The organism is Glaciecola siphonariae, assembly GCF_042652645.1.
Taxonomy (GTDB): Bacteria; Pseudomonadota; Gammaproteobacteria; order Enterobacterales; family Alteromonadaceae; genus Glaciecola; species Glaciecola siphonariae.
In genome coordinates, this window is record NZ_JBHSGU010000002.1 from 1,224,242 (window position 1) to 1,249,053 (window position 24,812).

Consider the following 24,812-nt stretch of genomic DNA (forward strand, 5'->3'; position numbering starts at 1 on the left):
ATTGATTTTGAAGTACACTATTAATTAGTCGATTTGACTAACAAATAAGGAATATCTCGTGGGCATGTTCTCCAAGACCGATAATCTTATTGGCGAAGCTAACTCCTTCCTCGAAATACTTGAACAAATTTCCCAACTCGCCCCGCTAAACAAACCCGTGTTAGTCATTGGTGAGCGCGGCACGGGCAAAGAGTTAGTTGCCGCGCGACTTCACTTTTTGTCTAAGCGTTGGGAGCAAAACTACGTCAAACTCAATTGTGCAGCGTTAAGCGATAGTTTGCTAGAGAGCGAGCTCTTCGGTTATGAGGCTGGAGCATTCACCGGCGCCAGTAAACGCCGCGAGGGCCGATTTGAATATGCTGACCAAGGCACCTTGTTTTTAGATGAGCTAGCAAACACCTCCGCCCTCGTCCAAGAAAAACTGCTTAGAGTTATTGAATACGGAGAATTTGAGCGTGTTGGCGGCACCCGCACTGTTAAAGTAGATGTGCGCCTCATTGCCGCCACCAATGAAGATTTGCCCACCCTCGCTGAAAACGGCGAATTTAGAGCAGATTTACTCGACCGTTTAGCTTTTGATGTAGTCACCATTCCCCCGCTAAGAGAAAGACGCGAAGATATTCTTACTCTTGCTGAGCACTTTGCCACTAAAATGGCGCAAGAGCTTGAAATGGAGCTATTTACAGGGTTCAGCAAGCGAGCCAGAGAGACCCTGCTAGACTACCATTGGCCTGGCAACATAAGAGAGTTAAAAAATGTGGTAGAACGCGCCGTATATCGCAACTCTCCGCATCTGCCGGTTCACGATATTACCATCGACCCGTTTGAGTCTAAATTTAGGCCGCAGGGGCGCACTAAAGCGCCGCCGGCAAACGCGTCGTATGTTGCACAAAACAGACCTCCGGCACCTGCAAACTCTGCATCTGTAAACCTTGCAGGTAGTGAAATGCACGAACAGGCATCTAGCGAAAAACCCTCTGCTTCTGTGCCACAAGCCCTCAAATTCCCTGTAGACTTGAAGCAGGTATCGCAAGACTTTGAGGTTGATATGATTAAACAAGCGCTAAAAGAATCGCAATTTAATCAGAAAAAGACTGCAGAAAAACTGTCATTAACCTATCATCAGTTAAGAGGGTATTTAAAGAAGTACAACTTGCTAGATAACAGCGACGTCGCCTAATGTCATTATGCCTTACCAAACGATACTATAATGCCTGCTTGTGCATGGCGTGTTTGTTTTTGTTTGGCTGCGAAAAACAAACCCTTCACGACATTAACGCCATCACTTTTTGTTCCGAAAGCAATCCCGGTTCGTTTAATCCACAGCTCGATACCTCTAGCACCACAGCAGATGCCTCCGCACATCAAATTTACGACCGCTTACTTGAGTTTAACCCAAGCAATGGCATTATTGAGCCAGGGCTGGCGAGCAGTTGGTTGGTGAGTAGCGACGGACTCACCTATACCTTTCAATTACGCAGAGGCGTTGAGTTTCATAACACTGACTATTTTACGCCCACGCGCACGTTTAACGCCGACGACGTCATATTTAGCATTGACCGCTGGCGCAATGCTGCACACCCATATCATGATGTGGGTGGCGGCAATTATCCCTATTTTGACAGTTTACGACTCGACCAGCGCATTAAAAGCGTAGAGCGCATCAACGGCTATCGCGTCGAAATCACGCTGTTTAGACCCGACAGTTCATTTCTGGCTAATTTGGCAACCGACTTTGCCGTAATACTGTCAGAAGAATATGCGATTGAGCTTATGGCTAAAGGCCGCCCCACCGATTTAGACCGTTTACCAATAGGCACCGGCCCTTATAAATTTAGGGAATTTAGGCAAAACCAATATATACGCTTTGAGCGCCATGAAAACTATTTTTCACCCTCCGATGGGCCAGACCAATTGGTCTTCGATATTACTGCAAAAAGTAGCTTACGCATGGCAAAGCTCATCACCGGTGAATGTGATGCGGTTGCATTTCCTTCGCAAAGTGATTTGTCGGTTATTGAAGATAGACCCGACTTAACACTGTTGGAAAAACCCGGGCTCAATATCGGCTTTTGGGCGTTTAATACGAGCAAAGCGCCCTTTAACAATCCAAAAGTGCGCCAAGCGCTTGCGCTTGCGGTAGACAAAACCTCATTGCTCGACGCGGTATATTTAGGCCAAGCCACACGCGCCAAAAGCTTAGTGCCGTCGGCATCATGGGCATATCAGTCAAATGCAAGTGAATTCGGCTACAACCCTGTGCGCGCGAGAGAATTATTAGATGAAGCGGGTGTACCCTATAACTTTTCTATGGATATTTGGGCGATGCCGGTGCAGCGCGCATACAACCCCAACGCACTTAAAATGGCGCAATTGATGAAAAGCTATTTGTCTGACGTGGGGATCACAGTGAATATTGTGAGCTACGACTGGAACATATTTCGTGAGAATTTGCGCTTAGGCATGCACGACAGCGTACTCATTGGATGGAATGCAGACAACGGCGACCCCGATAATTTCTATCGCCCGCTGCTAACTTGTGATGCGATCCCCTCTGGCACAAATAGGGCAATGTGGTGCAACCGCACGTATGATGCACTTGTAGAACAAGCCCTGCTAACCGACGATTTTGACAAGCGTACCGCGATTTACCATCAGGCCAATGCACTTATTTTTGAACAGATGCCGCTTATGCCTATTGCCCATGCGTTTCAGTATCAGGCGGTTAGAAGCAATGTACAAAATATGCAAATTAATCCATTTGGTGGGATTCGCTTCGACGAAGTAGGAAGAAACAAGTGATTAAGCTTTTTATTCGCTACCTTAATCTTATGGTGATCACTATTTTCACCTTGATAGTGTTTTCGTTCTTGCTTCCGTTTATGTTTCCGGGTGACCTTCTCACCAATATCTCTGGCATTGTGCCGCAAAGCGAAGAACAGCGTTTGGCGCTAGAACAAGCCTACTTATTAGATGAGTCCATATTTCATCAGTTTGGCTTTTATATCGAGAGCTTAGTGCAAGGAAACTGGGGCGTGAGCTTAAGCGACAATGCGCAGCTCTCAACTGAGGTGGCGGTAGCTGTGCCTGCCACCTTAGAGCTTGTGTTTTACGCGCTGCTGGTATCAGTGGTTGTTGGCATTCCTATCGGCTTTTTAAGCGGACTTAAAAATCATAACCCTTTTGATTTTTCAGTCGTGAGCTTTTCAATTGTAGGTTATTCGTTCCCCGTATTTTGGCTGGCATTAATATTTATCACGATTTTTTGCCTGCAGCTAGAATGGTTGCCAATATCGGGCCGCATTGACTTATTGTACGACGTGCCTATGCACACCGGCTTTGTATTTATCGATATCATGCGCTCGAGTATTGATAACAAAACTGGCGCGTTTATCGACGCCTTTCACCACTTAATTTTACCAACAGCCTCGGTTGCTATTGTTACCACCGCATTGTTTATACGCTTTACACGCCGCAGCATTATGGACGTTATGCAAAAAGACTATATTATTGCGGCAAAATCTCGTGGCTTCACCCAAAGTCAGATTTTCTTCAAACACGGACTGAAAAACGCCCTACTGCCTATATTGCCAATATTAGCGCTTCAGGTGTCGACTCTCATCACAAATGTCATGATCATCGAAACTATATTTTCATGGCCGGGTGTGGGTCGTTGGTTAATCCAAGCAATTTATCAGCAAGACTACCCCGCTATTCGCATCGGCATGCTAGTTGTCTCGTTGTTCGTGATGTCGCTGACCATTACCATTGAATTTATAACCCGCGCAATTGATCCTGCGCGTGAGCGAGCAGAAAGTGCAGCGGTTTAATTTATATCAAGAAGAGTATCATCCCTCACCGTTGGTCAATATTTGGCTAGAGTTTAGGCGCAGCCATATCGCGCTGGCAGGCTTTGTGCTGTTAGTAATATTTTTGCTTATTACCGTATTTGCACCGCTGCTTGCGCCCTACGACCCACACTTGCAAAACACCAATGCTATTTTATTGCCTCCATCATGGGAGCCAAACGGCACGGTAGCGCACTTACTCGGTACCGACGGCTTAGGGCGAGACGTGTTTTCGCGCATTATGTATGCTTGCCGCACGACCTTTGGCAGCGGCTTATTAATCGTTATGATTGCTGCATTTATTGGCGTTAGCGTGGGCGCATTAGCGGGCGTGTTAAGCGGTGTGCGCTCTAGTGTGGTCAATCACCTCTTTGACTCAATCATGTCTATTCCTACCTTGCTAATTGCCATTGTGATTGTCGCGATTTTAGGGACGGGTTTATTTAATTCGATGATGGCGATTACGCTTGCCTTAATTCCGCAGTTTGTGCACCAAACGCGCACCTATGTGCGCAACGAATTACAAAAAGATTATGTACTGCTCGACCGTTTAGACGGAGCCTCATCATTGCGCATCTTTACCCATTCAATATTGCCCGGCATGTTTGAGTTAATAGTTGTGCAGGCCACCATCGCCCTGTCGGTCGCGATTATCGACATATCTGCACTAGGTTTTTTGAGTCTAGGCGCACAAGACCCCACCATTGAACTTGGCGCGATTTTATCTTTGGCGCTTGATGTAGCTTATGTGGCCCCATGGCTGATAACGCTCCCAGGATTGTGCATTTTTTTGATGATCTTTAGCATTAACGTAGTGGGTGAAGGCATGCGCTCTGCACTTAGAAATAGGCTACACCACTAATGGCTTTGCTAGATATTAAAAATCTTACCTTGTATATCGATACCGGCAACACAACGGTAAAGGCGCTTGAGAAGGTAAACTTAACGCTGAACGAGGGCGAAATACGCGCGCTCGTGGGTGAGTCGGGCTCTGGCAAAAGCCTTATGGTGCGCTGCATTATTGGGGCTATTCCTGACTATTGGTCAATTAAGGCTGACCGTATTACCTTCGACGGACAAGACCTGCTGAATATGTCTTACGAACAGCGCCGGCAAATTATGCGCCGAGAAATTGCGGTGGTGTTTCAAGAGCCTACATCTTCGTTAGACCCTTCGGTGACTATTGGCGAACAGCTTGAAGAAAGCATTCCAGACGAATTTATTGAGAAAGGCTGGTTTTGGCAAAAAAATCGGCAGCGCCGACAAATAGCCATTGGCCTAATTCATAAAGTGGGCATTAAAAACCACGACCAATATTTATCATCGTACCCGCATGAAATTCCAAAAGACGTAAGTCAAAAGATCATGATAGCGATGGCTCTGGCCTCTGAGCCGAAAATTCTGATTGCCGACGATTCGACCCGCGGCATGGAATCGACCACAAAAACACAAATTCTGCGCTTACTGGTAAAACTGAATAAAACCAAAAACCTTGCCATCTTATTTGTGAGTCATGATTTGCTGGCCATTACCAGCATTGCGCAGTCAATGACGGTATTATACTGCGGACAAACCGTTGAATCAGGTAAGGTAAAGTCTTTATTAAAACGCCCACTGCATCCGTATACAAAAGCGCTATTAGACAGCGCCCCAAGCTTTCAGCTATCGCTCCCAACCAAGTCTCCCTTGGTAGCCTTAGACGGCACCATTCCGACTTTGCAACATTTACCTGCCGGTTGTCGTTTGGGGCCTCGTTGCCCTAATGCCAGAAAAGAATGCGTGCAAGTACCGGTGCCCCGCGCCATTCAAGAGCATACCTATAGCTGTCATTTTCCGCTGCATTTTCCTGACAAGCTTGCAAAAAAATCACCGCGTCATACGCGCGGGCTCACGGCAGATGAGAACATAAATGAGTAAAATACTTGAAGTGAATAACATTGAGTATACGCACAGTAAAAAGCGCGGGCTGTTTGGCGCGCTGCAGACTTTTACGCTAGGGCCCATTTCGTTTGATATGCACAGCGGCGAGACCATCGCCATTATAGGTAACAACGGTGCCGGAAAAAGCCTACTGGCCAAGGCCCTAGTAGGCGCTGTCTCCATACATAAGGGCAGCATTAAGTTAGGACCTACCGAAGATTTTAGCCACAGTGCTCAACAAGCTCGCAGCAACGATGGTGATGCTAATGCCGATAGTGATGATAGGGATGGCGGCGACAGCGATAGCAGTAAAAGCAATAACAGTGAGCAAGCTCACCAGAAGCTCTCTATGCCAAATGCAAATGGCAGCGAGCGGGCATCAGCATCGCGCACCCGCGGACAAGATATACGCTTAATTTTGCAGCACAACCCCGATGCTCTGAACCCCTCTCTTTCTATAGGCACCATTCTTACACAAACCCTGCGTTTGAATACCGATTTAAGTGACAGTGAAAAACGAGAAAAGATAGAAGAAACGCTCGTGAAGGTGGGTTTATTGCGAGAGCACTACTATTTTTACCGGCACATGCTCTCTGACGGACAGCAACAACGGGTGGCACTTGCGAGAGCGCTTATACTCGACCCTAAAATCATTGTTGCCGACGAGCCTTTTGCCGCGCTCGACCCTTCGGTACGCTCGCAAACCATCAATCTGATTTTAAAGCTGCAAGAAGAGCTTGGTTTGGGCTTTGTGTTTATTTCTCATAATATTGGCATTGTGCGTCATATCAGCGACAAAGTATTGGTCATGGAAAAGGGCCAAATTATTGAACAAGGCCCTACCGCGGAAGTCTTTACCGACCCGCAGCAGCCGCTTACCCAAAAACTTATACAGTCACATTTTTCTATGGTGGAGAAGCACTTTTCGCGGCTATAGCAGATGTATGAGAGGGTGCTATTCATTTGAAGGTTAGAGCAAGTGCTTTCTATAAGAAGGTCCTTAACAACAAAAAGAAAAGCCGGCTAAAGAGCCGGCTTTTGAATGACGTCGTGCAAACGCATTTAAACGTTTAAATGCAGTTGTTTAGTAAACTACTTCCATTGTGTACGAACCAGAGTAAGTACCGTCAGCGTATACTGCAGTCGCAGTAGCGTCAGTAGTAAGCACACCGCCTAGGTTGAAGCCAACAGCACCTGTGCCGTCAGTAGTCAAGTTAGGTGTAGCTGCATCGTAAACGTTGCCGTCTTCTGCGCCACCCACTACGAATGTGGTTGCTGCTGCAAGGGTCACTTCAAAAGCAGGCGTTGAAGGTGGAGCAGTAGTGTTAGTTAAATCAAAGGCCGCTGGAAAGTTGATAGTCAGAGCCGTAAATGGCGCTGCGCCTGTGATGTTAAACAAGCCAGGTGTACCCTGCGTTAAGATGTTACCGTTTGCTTCAGCAGGCGTTGATGCGTTCGCTAAGGTCATCGGGTTTGCGTTACCTGGAATGGTCACTGTGACTTCACCGGTTGTGGCGTTATCAACATCTGTGGCTACTTGGATGTTACCAAAATCTATTGGCGTAGTTTCAACAAGTGAAAAAGCGTTTGTCACTATGATTGAAGCAGAGCCAGGCGTAGTTTCTGCAGAAGCAGCGGCACTCAACAACAATGCAGAGGAAGCTACTAAAGCGATATGTAGGTTTTTGCGTTTAAACATGGATATATCTCCGTTGCTAAATAATTTAAAACAGATAGAAACACTTCGGTGATTCTTACTGCCTTCACAGAAACTGTAGATTTCTGTACCAAGGCAACTTTCTGCCCTCGAGATATCTATCGGCGTTTGATATTTTCTCTTTAGAATTATTTAACAAAAAACAACTAACAATGGTCAAATTACTGAATTACAATGCTTTTTTCAGCTAAGGTTTTGCCTAGTGATTCGTAAATACCCTCGTATTTAATAGTGATTGGCCCGCTTAACGGCGTATTCGGATCCATTAAAACAAGCTCAGCGGTGCGCTTATTCGATTCATGGAAGATATTCACGTTATTCAGACGAGCTACAACCTCTTGCTGACTATTTCGCTGCTGAAGCGCAACTAAATTGCCAGATGTGCTCCATTTTGTATCTTTATATAGCTCTGTGCGCAGTTTATATTTTCCACCTTCTTGAATAAGCGTCGTATCGCCAATATTCACCAGCGCGTCTTCTATACCATTTCGTACAATCACCGGAATGGAGTAACTTAAAAACATATGCATCTTCATAGCGATGCCGTCTGTTACCTCATCCTCGCCCGAATCGAGCGTTGGGGGGATCGCAACAAATCTTAAATGCGAGCGGTATTCGCCCTTGGCAAGATCAGCAGGCTTTCGCAGCAGAAGCTTGATCACTTGCCGCTCCCCCGGCGCTAAACTTACCTGTCGAGGCGAAAAGCGAATCAAGCCACTTGCCCTATTGAAGGTATCTTCTTCGCTTAGCTCGTTGTAGGTGCCGTTCTCATTTGCCGAGCGTTCTACCCACTCAAGGCGGTATGTGTGTCGTTTGTCGCTTTGGTTAATGAGGATAACCTCTTGCGTGCGTTCTCTATTTTCAAATGCCACTCTTAATGGTGCCACTAAAAGCGCAGCAAAAGCGCTCTGCATGCCGATAAACAACATAATTGTCAGTACTAAGACCTTAATTAACAGCGTTTTCATGTATCTATACCTTTAAAAGTCAATTGTGATTTGGATGTTTGAGGAATAAACGGCATCAGCAAATGTCAGTGAACCATTTCCAGATGTAGAGACCGTTCCTCCTACGGGGATGTCAGCGGTACCGTCTGAACGAGTGAATACCGATGGCGGAACGTTTAAGGTGCTTAAGTTTGGATATTCACCAGACACTACGCCCGGATTCATCGTTGAATTTAATATATTGCTCGTAATAAATAGCTGTACGTTACCTGCAAAGCCGCTAGCACGGAACAAACCGGGTGTTCCCCTGCGCAGTATCCGTATAGATGAGTCTGTATTTATATTGCCTAAATAGTCCATCCTTATAGACTGCACAGAGTTATTCGACACAATCGCTATCTCACCAAAATCCACTGACCTGACTTCAACGAGTTGGGCATGGACGACGGTTGGCAGCAGAAGAAAAAGCACACATAAGGATTTAAATATAAAATCTTGATTCATCAGTTTAAGTGCCATTAAAAGTGCTATTAAACGTGACATTAAATAGATTCGCCTGTAAAGCTTGTTACCTTGCAATAACGTCCCTGAGTACGCACACTACTGCATGCCTGCGTCGCTTCCTCTTCACTTAAGTAGGGGCCAAAGCGGATGCTGGAATAATCTACGCCGTTTACCTTCACTAAAGCTGTTTTAACCTGTTTATTACACAGTATGTCGGAAAACGTGGTGCTTAAATCATTAACAGCACCACGCACATTTGCCCGATTGCTAAGGGAGCTAAGATGGATAGCGAAGCTGCCTGACTTTAATAGAGAGTTTTGACAAACACTGTTTTTATTTCTTTTAGCAATATTCCTTGGAGCAACGTTCCCATTCGCTACGGAGCTGTCTCTGAATTTGTCAGTTGACGCGAGGCTGGTTGAATTATTAACCTGCTTAATATTGACACCAGCTGAGACGCCCGTTGAACGGCTGTCAGAAAGCGATGAGAACTTATCGTCATTTACCCCTTGGCTTGGTATTGACTTACTGGGCATCTTTGTTATTGCTTGCGCGCTTCCAAGTACAAGCTCCGATGAGGGCTGGCTTTGTGAGTATGGTACGGAGATATTATCGGCAGTTTCACCGGCCTCATTTGTTGAAACTGGTTCGCCAAAAATCTTGAGGAGCTCACCGGGAGCATCTAGGGCGCCGTAACCCTCTTTACTCTGCACAACACCGGCTAGTTCGGCCGCACTGCTGCTTTCCAAAAGCTCAGTATCGCTATCAACAAATCTATCGATTTCTGAGCTTTTGTTAAACGAATCAACCAAATATGCAAGCTCGCTCTCTAATTTTATCACTCGATTTATCTCAGGTTTTAACAGTTGCCACTCTTCTAGCACGCCATTAACAATACGCTTGGTCTCTTGCAAATCTGCCTGTTCAATTGCGCTTTGCATCTCACCTTGAGCAGCAGGTTCAAAAGCGTTTGAGGGAGGGTTTGTATTATTATCATCAGATGAAAAACTGAGCATCTCAGGAAGTGAAACGCAGGCACTTAGTAGCGATACGCCTATGGCATAGCAAAACACTTTTGCTGTAGATTTAATTCTCATGATTAACTCACTTTTTCTATTTTTGGTATTATTACAGTAGTACAAACTATAAATACTGACAAAATTCCGACACTCGATAGCTCGATGTTGTCATTTAAATACTGTTTAGCAAATTCGATACCAAAATGCAGTTAGGTGCATTGCCCTAACGAGAAGCGCGACTTGGGAGCCATTCAGCTACTTTCTCAACGCTGCAAGGTAGATTTATTACTCTTACCACATCACAGGCTTGTTGCGCAGGTATGCTGTCGGTAGACGAGTGCAGAAGGAAGCTAAAGGTAGCGTCAGGATTTTGTTTAACACCAACTTTTTTACCGCGCGGAAGCCCGGTGCGAATTGCTTTCTTGTTTAAATTCCAATATGCAGTCAACATCGACTTCGATGAGAACTTGCCTGCTTTAGCCACATAAAACTCCGCTTTTTCAAGTTGCTCAAGGATGATGTCTTCATTTGAAATAAATGATCCAGCATGCTCTAAATTTAGCCATTTAGGTGCGCTTTCTATCAAACCATTGCTTGTCGCATCTTGCATACTCGGTTTGATGTAGTACTTGCCCGGCTTTATGCCGTCAAATAGGTAGAAGCCGTCAAATTCTGTTCGAGTAGACTCTACTAACTGATGATCTTTATCGAATAAATCTAGGTTTATATACGCCGCTGGAGATTTTTGTTGATTGCTGTCTGATATATAAACCACACCATCAATTTCGCCGCTATTGAGCAGCGGGAAGTCAATCATATCCACGAATGCCGCTCTTGGGGTGACTGATATGCCCATCAGTGCAGGAACAATAAATGGGTCACTTATAGAGCTAGCGTCTATTTCAATGTCGGTAGTCTTAAATGCCTGTAGATTAAGTAGCTCTGCAACACCATTTTTAGAAGTTACACCTGTACTTGCACTATGTTTAGACAAGAATTTTAAGCCCTCAACTAAGGTTTCGCCCTCATCGAAGGTGTAGTTTCCATTTGTATCAATAAATGCTCGAATTAACAAACTTCCGGTATGAGAGAGCCCACGATTGCTGCCAACAAATTCACCATACTCAGGCGTACCGCCAAAACTGAAGCGTCCAAACAAACCAAAAGTGGTTCCAAAAAGTTCCGAGTAGCTCGCGTTGGCCGAGACATTCCACCAATCATGCCGCCAATCTAAGTCTAATCGGTATCGAGAACTGCTGTCGACCAGAGACTCCAAAGCCGAAACTCTTGCGCGCAAAGAAGGAGAAAATGAATAACTTACCTCCCCGCCGTAGCTAACAATGCCCCATTCTTCTTTTGTTTCAAGTTGAGGGTCGTCTGGCGCGATTAGAGGACTACCTATGCCTGCATCATCGACCGGTAGTATTGGCAACTGGGTTTCTATTAGGTCTGAGTAATTAATAAATGCCCTTGCAAATAGCCCCCAAAATCCTCCTTGCAAGCCAAAACTGCCAAAAACCTGCTCGCGACTGGGCGCATCATTATCAAAATCTACCTGCCTATATTCTAATTGGTTATAAACATACAGGCGCGATAAAGACAGACCGAGATTGTTTTTTAGAATCAACTCTTTGCTGCTATCTCGTGTTCTAGATTCAAGCTCACTTAAATGAGTTAAGCGAAAACCGCCCTGACGCCAAATAGGGCCGCTGACTGACAGGCTAACAAGGTTGTCGTTTGTGTCATCTAAACCGTTTTCAACTGGAGTAGTTGTGCGCGACGCTCTGAGGCTGACTGCTTGGTTAAAATAAGATGTTCGCAATTGCGCATCCACTATTTGTGCATCATCGCCGTCACGCGTGTAACTTGTATTCAAGATTAAGCGGTCGAACAAAACGCTACTTAAGCCTACATTAACCAGCCAGTCTGAATCGTCACCAAATTGATTAACGTGCCCAAAGTTAACTTTGGTCCCCGGTGCAAGATTATAAGCATAATTGCCTGATACAGAATAAGTGTTTGGCAAAGCGCTCGGAAATGATTCGTCTTTTATTAAGACTGAGTCATCTTTGTTAATCGATATGCCATAGGTAAATCCTTGAGATGCCAAGCTTTCTCGCGTTAAGTACCGGGTGATCGTTTCGCGTTTCACCTGTCCTTGTGGACCATAACTTACAATTTCAAAGGCATTTTCGCCAAACAACAATGGAATATTGTTAAATTCATAGCGACCGCTTTGCACACTTACTAATTGCTCAATTAAAACGCCATTTCTGTAAAGCTCTACATCCCAGTCGGGCAGTATTTCACCGGCAAAATCCGTCACTTCGTTGTTGATTGATGAACCGGCTTTTTCATTAGAAATTGCAATCCCCGCTGTTTGACGTCGGTTATCTAAACTACCGACCCTAACAGGGGTAACATCGCCAAACTCGTAGCTTGACGCTTTCATAAATCCTAATAGATTATTTTCTTGACTGCGCTTGCTAATGTTAAGGCGTGCGATCGATAGCGGTACCTCGTTGTTACCCGCAGCAAAAAAATTTACATTATGAAAAGCAATCTCTCTCGCACCCAAAACTGAGTAACTTCCATTGACTTCATCTTCTGTCGCAGTCAGACCCGCTTGAATATCAAACACCTGAGGCGAAAATAATTCATAACCTCTATTCAAAAAAGGTCTCACAACTTCACTGGTGTTTGTATTATTGTTGATAATGCTTTTGTTTTTTCTGGCTAGGGCCAGCTGAATGGGCAGTTTTTGTTTCGGGTCGAGCGTTAAAGAAAGCTCTTCGTAATCTATTGAAGCACCAAGCTCAAACCAAGCGTTAACGTCTTGAAGCCCCACATACAAATCGTTAAATATAAAATCATAATTACCATTGGGTATCAAAAACTCTCGGTCCGACACCGACACAATAAGCCCATCGTCTAAGCTCAACAAACTAAATTTGTTGTCTTCGGAAATATACCAGCCTTCATACTGATACGTTTGTAATGCCGTGATAGGAAAGTCTAGAACTTGTAAAAGCTCGGAAAGCCCGAGTGTTACGTCACTGTCTCCAACAACTACAATTACCTCACCTAGAAGCAGATTATCTACCTTCACCGATAAGATTAATTCCTCGCCGACGCCAAAACGACTGTTGTTATTAATCGAATCTGACTCTGCTTGAGCATATGCGACCGAAAGGCATGCACTAAAAGCGGCAATAATGAAGAGGAATTTTGTATATATTGATACCATTGCGCAGGGTCAGTTGATTGAGATAAACCAACCCTTTGCAAATACTAGACCAAAGCTAGATTATTTTATCCCACCAAAGCCAACAGGATCCCAGCTGCCACCGCAGAGCCCAGCACGCCCGCTACGTTTGGCCCCATCGCGTGCATCAACAAAAAGTTATGCGGGTTGGCTTCAAGCCCTACTTTATTGACCACCCGCGCAGCCATAGGCACCGCAGATACGCCTGCTGCGCCAATGAGCGGGTTGATATTGTCTTTGCTTAATTTGTTCATTAGTTTTGCCATAAGCACGCCGGCTGCGGTGCCAATTGAGAAAGCAACTGCCCCAAGCGCCAAAATTCCGAGGGTCTCAACCGTCAAAAATTTATCGGCACTTAACTTTGAGCCCACCGCTAAGCCCAAAAAGATGGTAACGATGTTAATGAGCTCGTTTTGTGCCGTATTGCTTAGGCGGTCGACTACACCGCATTCTTTTAACAGATTTCCAAAGCAGAACATGCCAACCAAAGGGGTTGCAGAGGGCAAGAATATCAGTGTGAGTACCAGTACCGCTAACGGAAACAGTATTTTTTCTTTCTTACTAACGACTCTGAGCTGTGCCATAGGCAGCTTTCGCTCTTGTTCACTGGTAAAAGCTTTCATAATTGGCGGCTGAATAATGGGCACCAGCGCCATGTACGAATAAGCAGCAACAGCAATTGCACCTAATAAATCGGGCGCCAGCTTAGAGGCTAAAAATATTGCAGTGGGGCCATCTGCGCCACCAATAATGGCGATGGCTGAGGCATCTTTTAAGGTAAATTCAAAACCGGGGATTGCGTTTAATAATATTGCGCCAAACAAGGTAGCAAAAATACCAAACTGGGCGGCAGCGCCTAATAAGAGCATGCGAGGATTAGCGATAAGCGCACCGAAGTCTGTCATTGCGCCCACGCCCATAAAAATGAGCAGCGGGAAAATTCCAGTATCAACGCCTACATAATAAATGTAGTGGAGCAGACCTCCTACCTCAGAAAATCCTGCTAAGGGAATATTAGTTAACAGTGCGCCAAAACCTATTGGAAGTAAGAGCAAGGGCTCAAACTTTTTCACAATGGCTAAATACAGCAAACCAAAGCCCACCAACATCATCACAATTTGGCCAATTTCAAAATGAGGCAAAGCCGTGCTTTGCCAAAGGGTCATCAACTTATCCATGCTAACTATCCTAGGGTTAAAATAGGCTGGCCAGACTGCACGGCATCACCTTCTTTAACATTTATAGCGTTGATGGTTCCTGTATGAGCACTGCGAACTTCGGTTTCCATTTTCATCGCTTCGAGCAGCACAATCACGTCACCTTCTTGTACCTGCTGGCCATTGCTCACCATTATTTTTACAATATTGCCCGATAGCGGCGCGTTTATCGTGTGTTCTGTGCCAGATTGAGCCCCAGCCCCTGAAACTGACGCTTGGGCGTTCGCTGTAACCCCTGATGTAGCGGCTGATACTCCCTCTGATATAGATGAGAGCGCACCGTCTGGGGCTACTTCTACTTTATACACCTGACCATTTACTCTTACTGCATAGCTGTGAGTATCGAGTTCGTTTGCAGCCGTTTGAGCGTTCGCAGAGCCACTTTCTTGGGTCACTTCGCTTGACTTTGATGAAGATGGTGCAGGCTCAAATGCATCTGGGTTGTCTCGATTTTCTAAAAACTTTAAACCAATTTGATTAAACAAAGCATAGGTAAGCACGTCATCAATTTTGTCATCGGCCAAGCGAATCGACTTCTCTTCAGCAAGTTCGCTCAACGCTGAGCTTAAGCTTTCAAGCTCCGCTTCAATTAAGTCTGCGGGACGACACACAATAGGCTCGTCGTTGCCCAACACTCGCGCCTGCAACTCTTTGTTTACCGGCGCGGCAGTCGCGCCGTATTCGCCTTTTAGTATGCCCGCGGTTTCTTTTGAAATAGACTTATAACGCTCGCCAGAGAGTACGTTGATCACCGCTTGCGTACCAACTATTTGCGACGTGGGCGTAACTAGGGGAATAAACCCTAAATCTTCACGCACCTTCGGTATTTCAAGCAATACCTCGTGAAAACGGTCTTGGGCACCCTGCTCTTTTAACTGACTTTCCATATTAGTTAGCATGCCACCAGGCACTTGAGCGTTAAGAATACGCGCATCTACGCCCTTTAAACTGCCTTCAAACTGCGCGTACTTAAGGCGAATATCGCGAAAATAGTCAGCGATATCTTCAAGGCTGTCTAAATCAATTCCGGTATCGCGTTGGCTGCCTTGAACAATCGATACCATGGTTTCTGTGGCAGTGTGGCCGTAGGTCATCGACATTGGCGATATCGCGGTGTCGAGCATGTCTATTCCTGCGTCTACCGCTTTTTGGTAACTCGCCGTGCTCAGACCGGTAGTAGCATGACACTGCATCGCGATTGGAACGCCTACTGTGTTTTTAAGTTCTGTGACCAACTCCTCACAGTCGTAGGGGTTTAACAAGCCCGCCATATCCTTAATGCAAATCGAGTGCACGCCCATATCTTCTAGCTTTTTAGCCATGTCGAGCCAAAATGGCAGTTTGTGAACGGGGCTGACCGTATAGGCCAAGGTGCCCTGCGCATGCGCACCCACTTTTACGGCGCTAGCGATGGCAGTTTCCAGATTTCTAACGTCGTTCATGGCGTCGAAGATACGAAACACGTCAACACCGTTAGTATGTGCGCGCTCAACAAAGGCTTCAACTACATCATCGGCATAGTGGCGATAGCCAAGAAGGTTTTGTCCTCTGAGCAACATTTGCTGTTTGGTATTCGGCATTGCTTTTTTAAGGGCGCGTATGCGCTCCCATGGGTCTTCGCCTAAGTAACGAATGCAGGCATCAAAGGTTGCCCCTCCCCACGACTCAACAGACCAATAGCCTACAGCATCAAGCTTTTTGGCAATCGGTAGCATATCCTCTAAGCGTAAACGCGTGGCGAGTAAAGATTGATGAGCATCGCGCAGCACCAATTCGGTGAGCTTCAACGGATTTGACATAAGCGTCCCTATTTAGATTTATTTCGATGAATGTGCACAGCGGTACTTATTGCTGCGACTATGTCAGGGTTTACTGTCGTCGCCGATGGCTTATTATTATTTTTGTTTTGGGTATGTGTTTGTAATTTGTTTTGAGCGTCTGCAGGAGATGGGTATTGTGCAGCATACCAAGCAATGACTTTAATGCCGGCGATAAGCATCGTTAAGAATGCAAAAACAACCGTCATCCCTACTGCTAATAAAATGGCCGCCTCAATAAGTTGTTCGGTCATGCGAGCGACCTCCATGTATGATCTCAAAAACAGCCGTATTAAATATCACGCCGATTTTGAAAAAACAACTTAAAATGTAGGGTCTTTAGGTGATTTTAGACATTTTATGCAAAATTGATGCATATTTAAGCAAGAGTCTACGCAGTGCACGATTTGTCGAACCTATGAGGTCCGGCACCTGCTGCAAGCAGCACAAACAAAAATACCACCCTTTGGGTGGTATTTTTGTTTGTGGCGCGTGCGGAAGGATTCGAACCTCCGACCGCCTGGTTCGTAGCCAGGTACTCTATCCAGCTGAGCTACGCACGCGCAGAACTTATTGGCTGTTGTGAAGTTTGAAAGATGGCGCGTGCGGAAGGATTCGAACCTCCGACCGCCTGGTTCGTAGCCAGGTACTCTATCCAGCTGAGCTACGCACGCGCTGTACTCTCAAAACCCAAAACATCACACTCGTTTACATACACTTTCAGTAAACACAATCGCCAAAAAAAGAATGGCGGAGAGGGAGGGATTCGAACCCTCGATACCAGTAATAGGTATGGTTCCTTAGCAGGGAACTGGTTTCAGCCACTCACCCACCTCTCCTAAATGTGGTGCGCAAGTTTACTTAATCAGCACCCGAAGTCAATGGTTTTTTGCCGATAAATCTGCAACCGGCAGTTTTTTAAACAAACAAAATCAATAGCGTACAAATAAGCATCATATTGTGCGATTAGGAAACAAAAAGACCCAGCAATTTGCTGAGCCTTCTTTAAAATATACGCGTCTCTACTTCGCAGTACAATTGTGCAATATACCGTTTTAACGAGGTAAATTACTCAGCCTGATTGCCTTGGCCTTTTTCTGCCTGAATGCGCATGTAAATTTCTTCTCTATGCACCGATACATCTTTTGGTGCATTCACACCAATTCTTACTTGGTTTCCTTTTACGCCTAACACGGTCACGGTGACGTTGTCACCCACCATTAAGGTTTCACCTACTCTACGAGTCAAAATAAGCATTTGTTGCTCCTTTAATTATGACCATATTGTTTTTTTAGGACTGGTCAAGCTTATGTATCCGCTTTCCCGTAACTATAATGCAAGATTGCTTAATTATCCAAAAAATTCCAAACTATTGCTTAATTTAGCGTTCTTGCAATTTTGCTGAATAACCCGAAGCAATGCTTATATGTGGATTACCGCACACTAACTTGCAAGTAATTGTTCTAAATAGTCATTAACCGAGGCTAATGCGCTGTCTAGAGACTCAGGATGCGTTCCTCCAGCTTGTGCCATGTCAGGGCGACCTCCGCCCTTACCGCCTACCTGAGATGCTATATGGTTTACCAAATCACCTGCTTTTACTTTCGAGACTAAGTCTTTTGTAACGCCGGTAATTAAATTAACTTTGCCATCATTTGCAATACCCAAAGCGATAATTCCCGACTGCAACTGATTTTTAAGCTCGTCCATCATTCCCCGCAGCGCTTTAGGCTCAACACCCTCAAGCTTTGCGACCAAGACATTCACGCCGTGAATCTGAACTAAGTTAGTCATCAGGTCTTTAGATTTTTCACCCGCCGCTTTTGCTTTAAACTGTGCAAGTTCTTTTTCAAGCTGCTTGGCGTGAGCGATACTTTGTTCTAATTTACTTAACACTGACGCTCGGTCTGACTTAAGCATGCTCGACACTTGGCTCAAGGTTTGCGCTTCGCTTTGTACATAACGCAGTGCGCTTTGACCAGTAATCGCTTCTATTCTGCGAACGCCGCTTGAAATGCCGCCTTCTGAGACAATTTTAAACAAACCGATATCGCCGGTACGATTGACATGCGTACCGCCGCAAAGTTCAGTAGAAAACTCGCCCATTTTCACAACACGTACTTCATCGTCGTACTTTTCACCAAAAAGCGCCATGGCTCCTGCAGCTTTTGCTTCGTCTAGCGCCATCATGGTGGTATCTAAACGATGGTTACTGCGAATTTCTTGATTAACTCTATCTTCAATTGCCGTTAGCTGCTCTGCACTTATGCCTTCAAAATGAGAAAAATCAAAACGCAGTTTTTCTTCGTCAACTAATGAGCCTTTTTGCGTAACGTGCGTGCCTAAGAGTTCACGCAGCGCAGCATGCAACAGGTGAGTGGCGCTATGGTTAAGCTTAATCGCCTCTCGGCGATTGCCGTCTACCCTTAGGTCAACTGTATCGCCTATGCTCAAAGTCCCCTCTAAGCTTACTTGATGAGCAAAAGCCTTACCCATTTTTTGCGTATCGCGCACACGGCCTTGCGCCGACTTACTTGTTAAGGACCCACTATCGCCAATTTGACCGCCAGACTCGGCATAAAAAGGGCTTGTGTCTACAAATACCAGCACATCGCCGCCGGTAACCGCATCTACGGCTTTGTTATGTTGCACCAGTTGAATTACCTGCGCGCTGGCGCTCAGTGCGTCATATCCTGAAAATGCGGTATCTTGTTCAACCTTGACAACATTTGCGTAGTCAGCACCAAATTTACTGGCAGATTGCGCCATTTCTTTTTGTTTCTGCATGGCTTTTTCAAAGCCATCTTCATCTACGGTAAGGCCCTTTTCACGCGCCACATCATTGGTTAAATCCACCGGAAAACCATAGGTGTCGTAAAGTTTAAATGCTAAATCACCTGGTACCTGTTTGCCTTCGAGGGTCTCAAGCGCCTGATTCAGAATGCTCATGCCGCGGTCTAAGGTGTTTGCAAATTGCTCTTCTTCAACTTTCAGCACTTTTTCAATCACCGCTTGCTGTTCACTCAACTCTGGGTATGCTTCGCCCATCTCGGCGACTAACTGACTCACCAATTGATAAAAGAACACTTGGCTGCAGCCTAACTGATAGCCGTGTCTCACCGCGCGGCGAATAATGCGGCGCAGCACATAGCCTCTACCTTCGTTTGACGGCATCACGCCATCGCAAATCAAAAAGCTGCATGAGCGAATATGGTCGGCAATTACCCTAAGAGATTTATTGTTTAAATCATCACTACCCACTATTTGAGCCGCCGCCTTTATCAAGCGCTCAAACAAATCAATTTCATAATTACTGTGTACGTTCTGCAAAATCGCAGAAATCCGCTCTAGCCCCATTCCGGTGTCAATTGAGGGCTTGGGTAAATCTTCCATCGTACCGTCTGCCTGACGGTTAAACTGCATAAATACCAAATTCCAAATCTCAATGAAGCGGTCGCCGTCTTCTTCTGGTGACCCTGGTGGTCCGCCCCAGATGTGCGCGCCGTGGTCGTAAAAAATCTCAGAGCATGGACCGCAAGGGCCAGTATCGCCCATTGACCAAAAGTTATCAGACGTTGCAATACGGATTATTTTGTCTGCAGGCAAACCTACTTTTTGATGCCAAATGTCGAACGCTTCATCGTCTTCATGGTAGATAGTCACTAACAGTTTTTCTTCAGATAAACCTAACTCTTTGGTTAAAAAATTCCATGCAAAGTTAATCGCCTGCTCTTTAAAATAATCGCCGAAGCTAAAGTTACCAAGCATTTCAAAGAAGGTGTGGTGACGAGCGGTATAGCCAACGTTTTCTAAATCGTTGTGTTTACCGCCAGCGCGAACGCAGCGTTGAGACGATACCGCACGTGTGTAGCTGCGTTTTTCGGCGCCTAAAAAGCAGTCTTTAAACTGGTTCATTCCCGCATTAGTGAACAACAAGGTGGGGTCGTCGTGAGGCACGAGTGACGAGCTAGGCACAGCTTGATGTCCATGTTTGTTGAAATACTCAATAAAGGCACGTCGAATATCGGCGGTAGAGCGGGTCATGAAGATTCCTATTAGTGTTAATGTTGCTATTAGTTTGAGAATGCTAGGCGCGCAACAATATCACGAAGGTGCGGTAAATTTAAGCCTGAAATCACACTGCAAGCGCTATTTTTGTTGCGGTGCAGCGATCATTCAAAACACCTCATCAATATGCGACTGATAAAAGCCGCGATACTGCAAAAAACGCTTCTGCTTTTGTATGTCGTTCCAATCGGTAGGCATATCCTCACCAAAGCGCTTTTGGCGCACCCGCGCCGCCGCCTCATACCAATCAAACTCGTCGCTTTGCATGATGTCGCGCGCACTTGCTGAATCTATGTCTTGCTGCTGGAGGCTTTGCTCAACAAATACTGGGCCTTTGCCTCTTTGGTACGCACTTTTTACAAAGCTTTCAATATAACGCTGATCAGACTGAAGACCCTTCTCAGCAAATTGCGCAATAAGACTTAAGCACTCATCTTCGGGTAACTCTTTTTGCTTCAGCTTAGTGAGCAACTCAAATTGACTATGCTCGCGACGAGAAAGCAGCCGCGTGATGGTGTGGCGTATTACCCTTCGTGTATCTGAGCTGTTGTCTGCACCATTATCTAAATCATTACCTGAATCATTACCTGAATCATCAGCTGCGCGAAAACCCGCTGCGTTGCTGTTACCCGCTTCAGCAGCTTCGCTCAGTTGCCCCTCTATCGACTCAGCTTTGTTTGTATATTTCATGCGTAAGTTTACGTTTAATTAGCGTTTACAAGACAAATAAAAATTTCACTAGTGTAACGCTGAGTACCAACTTAGTGAATACTTATAAACAGCGAACACGTCTAAAACAAAAAGCAGCACTCGTTCACCAAAAACATGATTTAACCCTTAAGATTGTTAATCTTTCAGCGCTACTGGGCGTATATCTTGTTAGCAGTAAACGCGAATAAGGGAATTTACATGCAAGAAGGCTGGCAGTACTCAATAATCACTGAGCTTGCAGATTTATCGGATAAAACCAAATCGTCTCTCTCCCAAAGCGCAGAATCCGGCGAAGCAACGCCTTTTTTAAGCTTTGCTTTTTTAGAGCTCCTTTCGAGCAGCAAAAGCGTAGATGGTGACAGTGGATGGTACTCACACCATTTACTTATTCGTGATGCATCGCAAACATCAGAAGAAGATAAAATGCCGGTGGTTGCGCTTGTTCCTTGTTATTTAAAAACCCATTCGTATGGCGAATACGTGTTTGACCATTCGTGGGCCCACGCCTACGAGCAACACGGCTTGGCATATTATCCAAAGCTTGTATGCGCCATCCCCTTCACTCCGGTAACAGGAGCAAGAGCGCTCATCGATGAACGCTTTCGCGCCGAAGGTGTATCGCAAACTGATGTATTTACGTTTATCAACCGACATAAGCAAAGCATTCTAGATAGCGCTAAAGCCTCATCGCTACATTTACTTTTTAGCCCGCAAACATGCAGTGATTCTCTTAACTCCTTAGGCATGCATCAACGTTTGAGTGTGCAATTTGTTTGGAGCAATGATGGGTACAAAAGCTTTGACGACTTTATGGCGGCGCTCACTTCACGCAAGCGCCGCAGCATAAGAAAAGAGCGCGCACCTTTTGCTGATGCAACACCAGCAAGCGAGGCAAACACATCAAGTACCATTCAAATCAATACCTTATATGGGGATGCACTTACCCAAGATGTGATTGATGCTTTTTATTTATGCTACCAACAAACCTATTTCAAGCGTTCTGGGCATGCTGGCTATTTACGAGCCGCGTTTTTTGATAATTTGCTCACCGCCATGCGCGATTCTGTGTGTATTGTCGCCGCGTTTAAGCAAAACGAGATGATTGCTGGCTCATTATTTTTTTACAACGAACATGCATTATTTGGTCGCTACTGGGGCGCTCTCGAAGAAGTATCGGGGCTACATTTTGAGTGCTGCTATTACCGCGGCATTGATTTTGCGATTAAGCAAAACATTCAGACCTTCAACCCAGGCACTCAAGGCGAACATAAAATACTCAGGGGCTTTAGGCCCACCTTCTGCTTTTCGAATCATGCCTTATTAGAGCCTGCTTTTGATAAAGCGGTTGAAGACTTTGTTAAACGTGAACGGTACTCCATTGAGCAGTATCACGCGCAAGCGAGCGAGGTTTTGCCTTATAAGCAAATAGAACAATCAGAACACAAAGCAAACGATGCCCATCGCAACATTGCTGATGACCAATAAATGCAGAACAGCGCGTCTCCCCTGCACGGCCCTTAACAGCTCGTACAAGACATTTAATTGTTACAGAATTTTTCAGACTATTGCTTTAAAGGCCGATTCAGCCTATTTTTACCGTCGACAGAATTAAAAATTTATAACTCAATAATAATTAATCATAAAAGGATGACAATGAAACCCTCCATTTTAGCACTGGCTATCGCCAGTTCCTTAGCGGTTATGGCATGCGGCCAACCACAAACTGAACAATCAACAGCGCCTGTTGCAGTTGAACAAACGCAAGAGGCTCCACAAAAAGCGGAGTTAGGTGACTTCGGCATAGAGCTTGATGCTCGAAACCTTGATGTTAAGCCTGGCGATGACTTTTTCATGTATGCCAGCGGCACGTGGTACGACACCTTTGAAATCCCTGCGGATAAAACCAGTTATGGCGCATTTACAAAACTGGCTGATCGTTCTGAGGAACGCGTCAAAGAAATTATTGAAGGCGCTGCGGATGTCCCTAACAAAACGTTAGAGCAGCAGCTAATCGCAGATTACTACACCGCTTATATGAACGTAGATGCTGCGAACGAAAAAGGTATTGAGCCCATTCGCCCAATGCTTGACGATATCGCCAGTATTGAAAACACCAAAGCGTTAACCGAGACCTTTGGGAATGCATGGTTAACCGGCACCAACACGCCGATTGCCGGTGGTCTAGGGTTTAATCGCTTGAATCCAGACGAATATCAACTTTCGTTAGGTGTATCGGGTTTAGGGCTACCAGACCGCTCATACTACCTAGAAGAAGCCGAGCGTTTTGAATCAATTCGTCAAGCCTACCTTGAGAATATTGTGACGATGCTAGGCTTTGCCGGTGTTGACAACGCGGCCGAAAAAGCCAAAGAAATCTTAGCCCTAGAAACCAAAATTGCTGAGATACAGTGGCCGCGTGAAAAACGCAGAAACCGTGACCTCACGCTTAACCAAGTTTCTCGCGAAGAGCTAGCCAAAGAGTATCCAGGCTTTGATTGGGATACCTTTTTTGCGCCATCAGGACTTCAAGTACCTTCACTCAACGTTGCTCAGCCAGAGCCGGTAAAACAAGTGATTGCACTGATTAACGATACTTCATTAGATGTGTGGAAAGACTATCTTACCTATCATCTTGTGAGCGGCAATGCTGCTTGGTTGTCAGACGAAATCAACAACGCCAACTTTGAGTTTTATGGCAAAACGCTAAGCGGACAACAAGAGCAGCGAGACCGATGGAAACGCGCAATCTCTGCGATGTCGGGGACCAGTTCACTCGGTTTTGCCATTGGTAAAGTATATGTAGACGAGTACTTCCCGGAAAGCTCAAAGGAGAAGATGGTTGAGTTGGTAGAAAACTTGCGCAATGCCTTGGGCGAGCGTATCACTAATCTTGATTGGATGGGCGAAGAAACAAAAGTAGCGGCGCTTGAAAAGCTCGAAGCGTTTAATCCTAAAATTGGTTATCCAGACGAGTGGGAATCATTTGAGGGCTTAGCGCTCACAAACGACGACATTATTACCAACGTACATAATATGCGTAAGTTCTTCCAAGCCAAACAGGTAGAAGATGAGCTTAAGCCAACTAATCGCAACGACTGGTTTATGGCACCGCAGCGCGTAAATGCTTATTACAACCCGTCGTTTAACGAAATTGTGTTTCCTGCGGCAATTTTGCAGGCGCCTTTCTTTGATCCAGCGGCCGACGATGCAGTGAACTACGGGGCCATTGGCGCGGTTATTGGTCATGAAATGGGCCACGGATTTGACGATCAAGGCTCTAAATCTGATGCCAAAGGTATTCAGCGCAATTGGTGGACAGACGAAGACCGCGCAGCCTTTGAAACCAAAACCCAGCAGCTCATCGAGCAATACAGCGCTTATGAACCCATTGAAGGTAACTTTGTAAACGGTGCTAACTCACTGGGCGAGAATATTGGAGACGTTGGCGGATTGGCGATGGCTTATCACGCTTACAAACTAAGCCTAAATGGTGAAGAAGCTCCAGTGATTGACGGCCTCACTGGCGACCAGCGCTTCTTTTTAGCGTGGGCACAGGTATGGCGTATTAAGTTTACTGAAGAAGCAATGCTCAACCAGCTTCGCGCAGGTACCCACGCCCCTGGTCGCTACCGCGCGCTCGCACCACGCAACCACGACGCATGGTATGAAGCGTTCGACGTGCAGCCGGGCGATGCCCTTTATTTAGCGCCTGAAGACCGCGTACGTATTTGGTAAGTGCTACACGATGCCTAGCGACGGTAAAACGTCGCTAGGCAATT

At 45.6% G+C, this 24,812-nt stretch carries 19 protein-coding genes and 3 tRNA genes; 8 read left to right on the top strand and 14 right to left on the bottom strand.

Annotated elements, in window-relative coordinates:
* Nucleotides 1-64: 64 nt before the first annotated feature.
* Genes pspF through ACFO4O_RS06855 form a run of 6 tightly spaced genes read left to right on the top strand, consistent with a single transcriptional unit; the run spans nucleotide 65 to nucleotide 6,705 of the window.
* On the top strand, nucleotides 65-1,180 hold the full coding sequence (pspF, locus tag ACFO4O_RS06830) for a phage shock protein operon transcriptional activator (protein ID WP_382406789.1): 1,116 nt from the start codon (nucleotides 65-67) through the stop codon (nucleotides 1,178-1,180).
* On the top strand, nucleotides 1,180-2,802 hold the full coding sequence (locus tag ACFO4O_RS06835; protein ID WP_382406791.1) for an ABC transporter substrate-binding protein: 1,623 nt from the start codon (nucleotides 1,180-1,182) through the stop codon (nucleotides 2,800-2,802). The genes pspF and ACFO4O_RS06835 overlap by 1 nt, the downstream gene beginning before the upstream one ends.
* Nucleotides 2,799-3,830, top strand: coding sequence for an ABC transporter permease subunit (locus ACFO4O_RS06840; protein ID WP_382406793.1), 1,032 nt, complete (start codon nucleotides 2,799-2,801; stop codon nucleotides 3,828-3,830). Before ACFO4O_RS06835 ends, ACFO4O_RS06840 begins: the two co-directional genes overlap by 4 nt.
* The gene (locus tag ACFO4O_RS06845; RefSeq protein WP_382408257.1) at nucleotides 3,817-4,710 is read left to right on the top strand and encodes an ABC transporter permease subunit; all 894 of its coding nucleotides are present in this window, start codon (nucleotides 3,817-3,819) and stop codon (nucleotides 4,708-4,710) included. The genes ACFO4O_RS06840 and ACFO4O_RS06845 overlap by 14 nt, the downstream gene beginning before the upstream one ends.
* On the top strand, nucleotides 4,710-5,765 hold the full coding sequence (locus tag ACFO4O_RS06850; RefSeq protein WP_382406795.1) for an oligopeptide/dipeptide ABC transporter ATP-binding protein: 1,056 nt from the start codon (nucleotides 4,710-4,712) through the stop codon (nucleotides 5,763-5,765). Before ACFO4O_RS06845 ends, ACFO4O_RS06850 begins: the two co-directional genes overlap by 1 nt.
* Nucleotides 5,758-6,705, top strand: coding sequence for an ATP-binding cassette domain-containing protein (locus ACFO4O_RS06855; RefSeq protein WP_382406797.1), 948 nt, complete (start codon nucleotides 5,758-5,760; stop codon nucleotides 6,703-6,705). Before ACFO4O_RS06850 ends, ACFO4O_RS06855 begins: the two co-directional genes overlap by 8 nt.
* Before the next feature lie 147 nt (nucleotides 6,706-6,852).
* On the opposite strand, the gene ACFO4O_RS06860 is transcribed toward ACFO4O_RS06855, so the two are convergent.
* The 14 genes from ACFO4O_RS06860 to ACFO4O_RS06925 form a co-directional block, all read right to left on the bottom strand.
* On the bottom strand, nucleotides 6,853-7,467 hold the full coding sequence (locus tag ACFO4O_RS06860) for a hypothetical protein (protein ID WP_382406799.1): 615 nt from the start codon (nucleotides 7,465-7,467) through the stop codon (nucleotides 6,853-6,855).
* Between the two features lie 179 nt (nucleotides 7,468-7,646).
* A complete protein-coding gene (locus ACFO4O_RS06865; RefSeq protein WP_382406801.1) occupies nucleotides 7,647-8,453 on the bottom strand; it encodes a fimbrial biogenesis chaperone in 807 nt (268 codons plus the stop codon).
* 12 nt (nucleotides 8,454-8,465) lie between these two features.
* Nucleotides 8,466-8,975, bottom strand: a complete 510-nt coding sequence (locus tag ACFO4O_RS06870) for a hypothetical protein (RefSeq protein WP_382406803.1) — start codon at nucleotides 8,973-8,975, stop codon at nucleotides 8,466-8,468.
* Nucleotides 8,975-10,033 (bottom strand): SPOR domain-containing protein, encoded by a 1,059-nt coding sequence (locus tag ACFO4O_RS06875; RefSeq protein WP_382406805.1) that lies wholly within the window; start codon nucleotides 10,031-10,033, stop codon nucleotides 8,975-8,977. Before ACFO4O_RS06875 ends, ACFO4O_RS06870 begins: the two co-directional genes overlap by 1 nt.
* A gap of 145 nt (nucleotides 10,034-10,178) precedes the next feature.
* Nucleotides 10,179-13,202: a hypothetical protein gene (locus ACFO4O_RS06880; RefSeq protein ID WP_382406807.1), complete on the bottom strand. Its 3,024-nt coding sequence runs from the start codon at nucleotides 13,200-13,202 to the stop codon at nucleotides 10,179-10,181.
* Nucleotides 13,203-13,267: 65 nt separating this feature from the next.
* Nucleotides 13,268-14,398 carry a sodium ion-translocating decarboxylase subunit beta gene (locus ACFO4O_RS06885; protein ID WP_382406809.1) on the bottom strand — a complete coding sequence of 377 codons (1,131 nt, stop codon included), beginning with the start codon at nucleotides 14,396-14,398 and terminating at the stop codon, nucleotides 13,268-13,270.
* Nucleotides 14,399-14,403: 5 nt separating this feature from the next.
* Entirely contained in the window at nucleotides 14,404-16,236 is a 1,833-nt protein-coding gene (gene oadA / locus ACFO4O_RS06890) for a sodium-extruding oxaloacetate decarboxylase subunit alpha (protein WP_382406811.1), read from the bottom strand.
* 8 nt (nucleotides 16,237-16,244) lie between these two features.
* Nucleotides 16,245-16,508, bottom strand: a complete 264-nt coding sequence (locus ACFO4O_RS06895; protein ID WP_382406813.1) for an OadG family protein — start codon at nucleotides 16,506-16,508, stop codon at nucleotides 16,245-16,247.
* Nucleotides 16,509-16,740: 232 nt separating this feature from the next.
* A tRNA-Arg gene (locus tag ACFO4O_RS06900) sits at nucleotides 16,741-16,817 on the bottom strand.
* A gap of 34 nt (nucleotides 16,818-16,851) precedes the next feature.
* Nucleotides 16,852-16,928 (bottom strand) — tRNA-Arg (locus ACFO4O_RS06905).
* Between the two features lie 74 nt (nucleotides 16,929-17,002).
* A tRNA-Ser gene (locus tag ACFO4O_RS06910) sits at nucleotides 17,003-17,093 on the bottom strand.
* A gap of 229 nt (nucleotides 17,094-17,322) precedes the next feature.
* Complete coding sequence (csrA, locus tag ACFO4O_RS06915) at nucleotides 17,323-17,511, bottom strand: carbon storage regulator CsrA (RefSeq protein WP_382406815.1); 189 nt, start codon at nucleotides 17,509-17,511, stop codon at nucleotides 17,323-17,325.
* Nucleotides 17,512-17,697: 186 nt separating this feature from the next.
* Nucleotides 17,698-20,298: an alanine--tRNA ligase gene (gene alaS, locus ACFO4O_RS06920; protein WP_382406817.1), complete on the bottom strand. Its 2,601-nt coding sequence runs from the start codon at nucleotides 20,296-20,298 to the stop codon at nucleotides 17,698-17,700.
* Nucleotides 20,299-20,430: 132 nt separating this feature from the next.
* Nucleotides 20,431-21,012 (bottom strand): regulatory protein RecX, encoded by a 582-nt coding sequence (locus tag ACFO4O_RS06925; protein WP_382406819.1) that lies wholly within the window; start codon nucleotides 21,010-21,012, stop codon nucleotides 20,431-20,433.
* A 219-nt stretch (nucleotides 21,013-21,231) separates the two neighbouring features.
* Between ACFO4O_RS06925 and ACFO4O_RS06930 the strand changes: the two genes are divergently transcribed.
* Entirely contained in the window at nucleotides 21,232-22,518 is a 1,287-nt protein-coding gene (locus ACFO4O_RS06930) for a GNAT family N-acetyltransferase (protein WP_382406821.1), read from the top strand.
* A 168-nt stretch (nucleotides 22,519-22,686) separates the two neighbouring features.
* Entirely contained in the window at nucleotides 22,687-24,768 is a 2,082-nt protein-coding gene (locus ACFO4O_RS06935) for a M13 family metallopeptidase (RefSeq protein WP_382406823.1), read from the top strand.
* The last annotated feature ends 44 nt before the right edge of the window (nucleotides 24,769-24,812 follow it).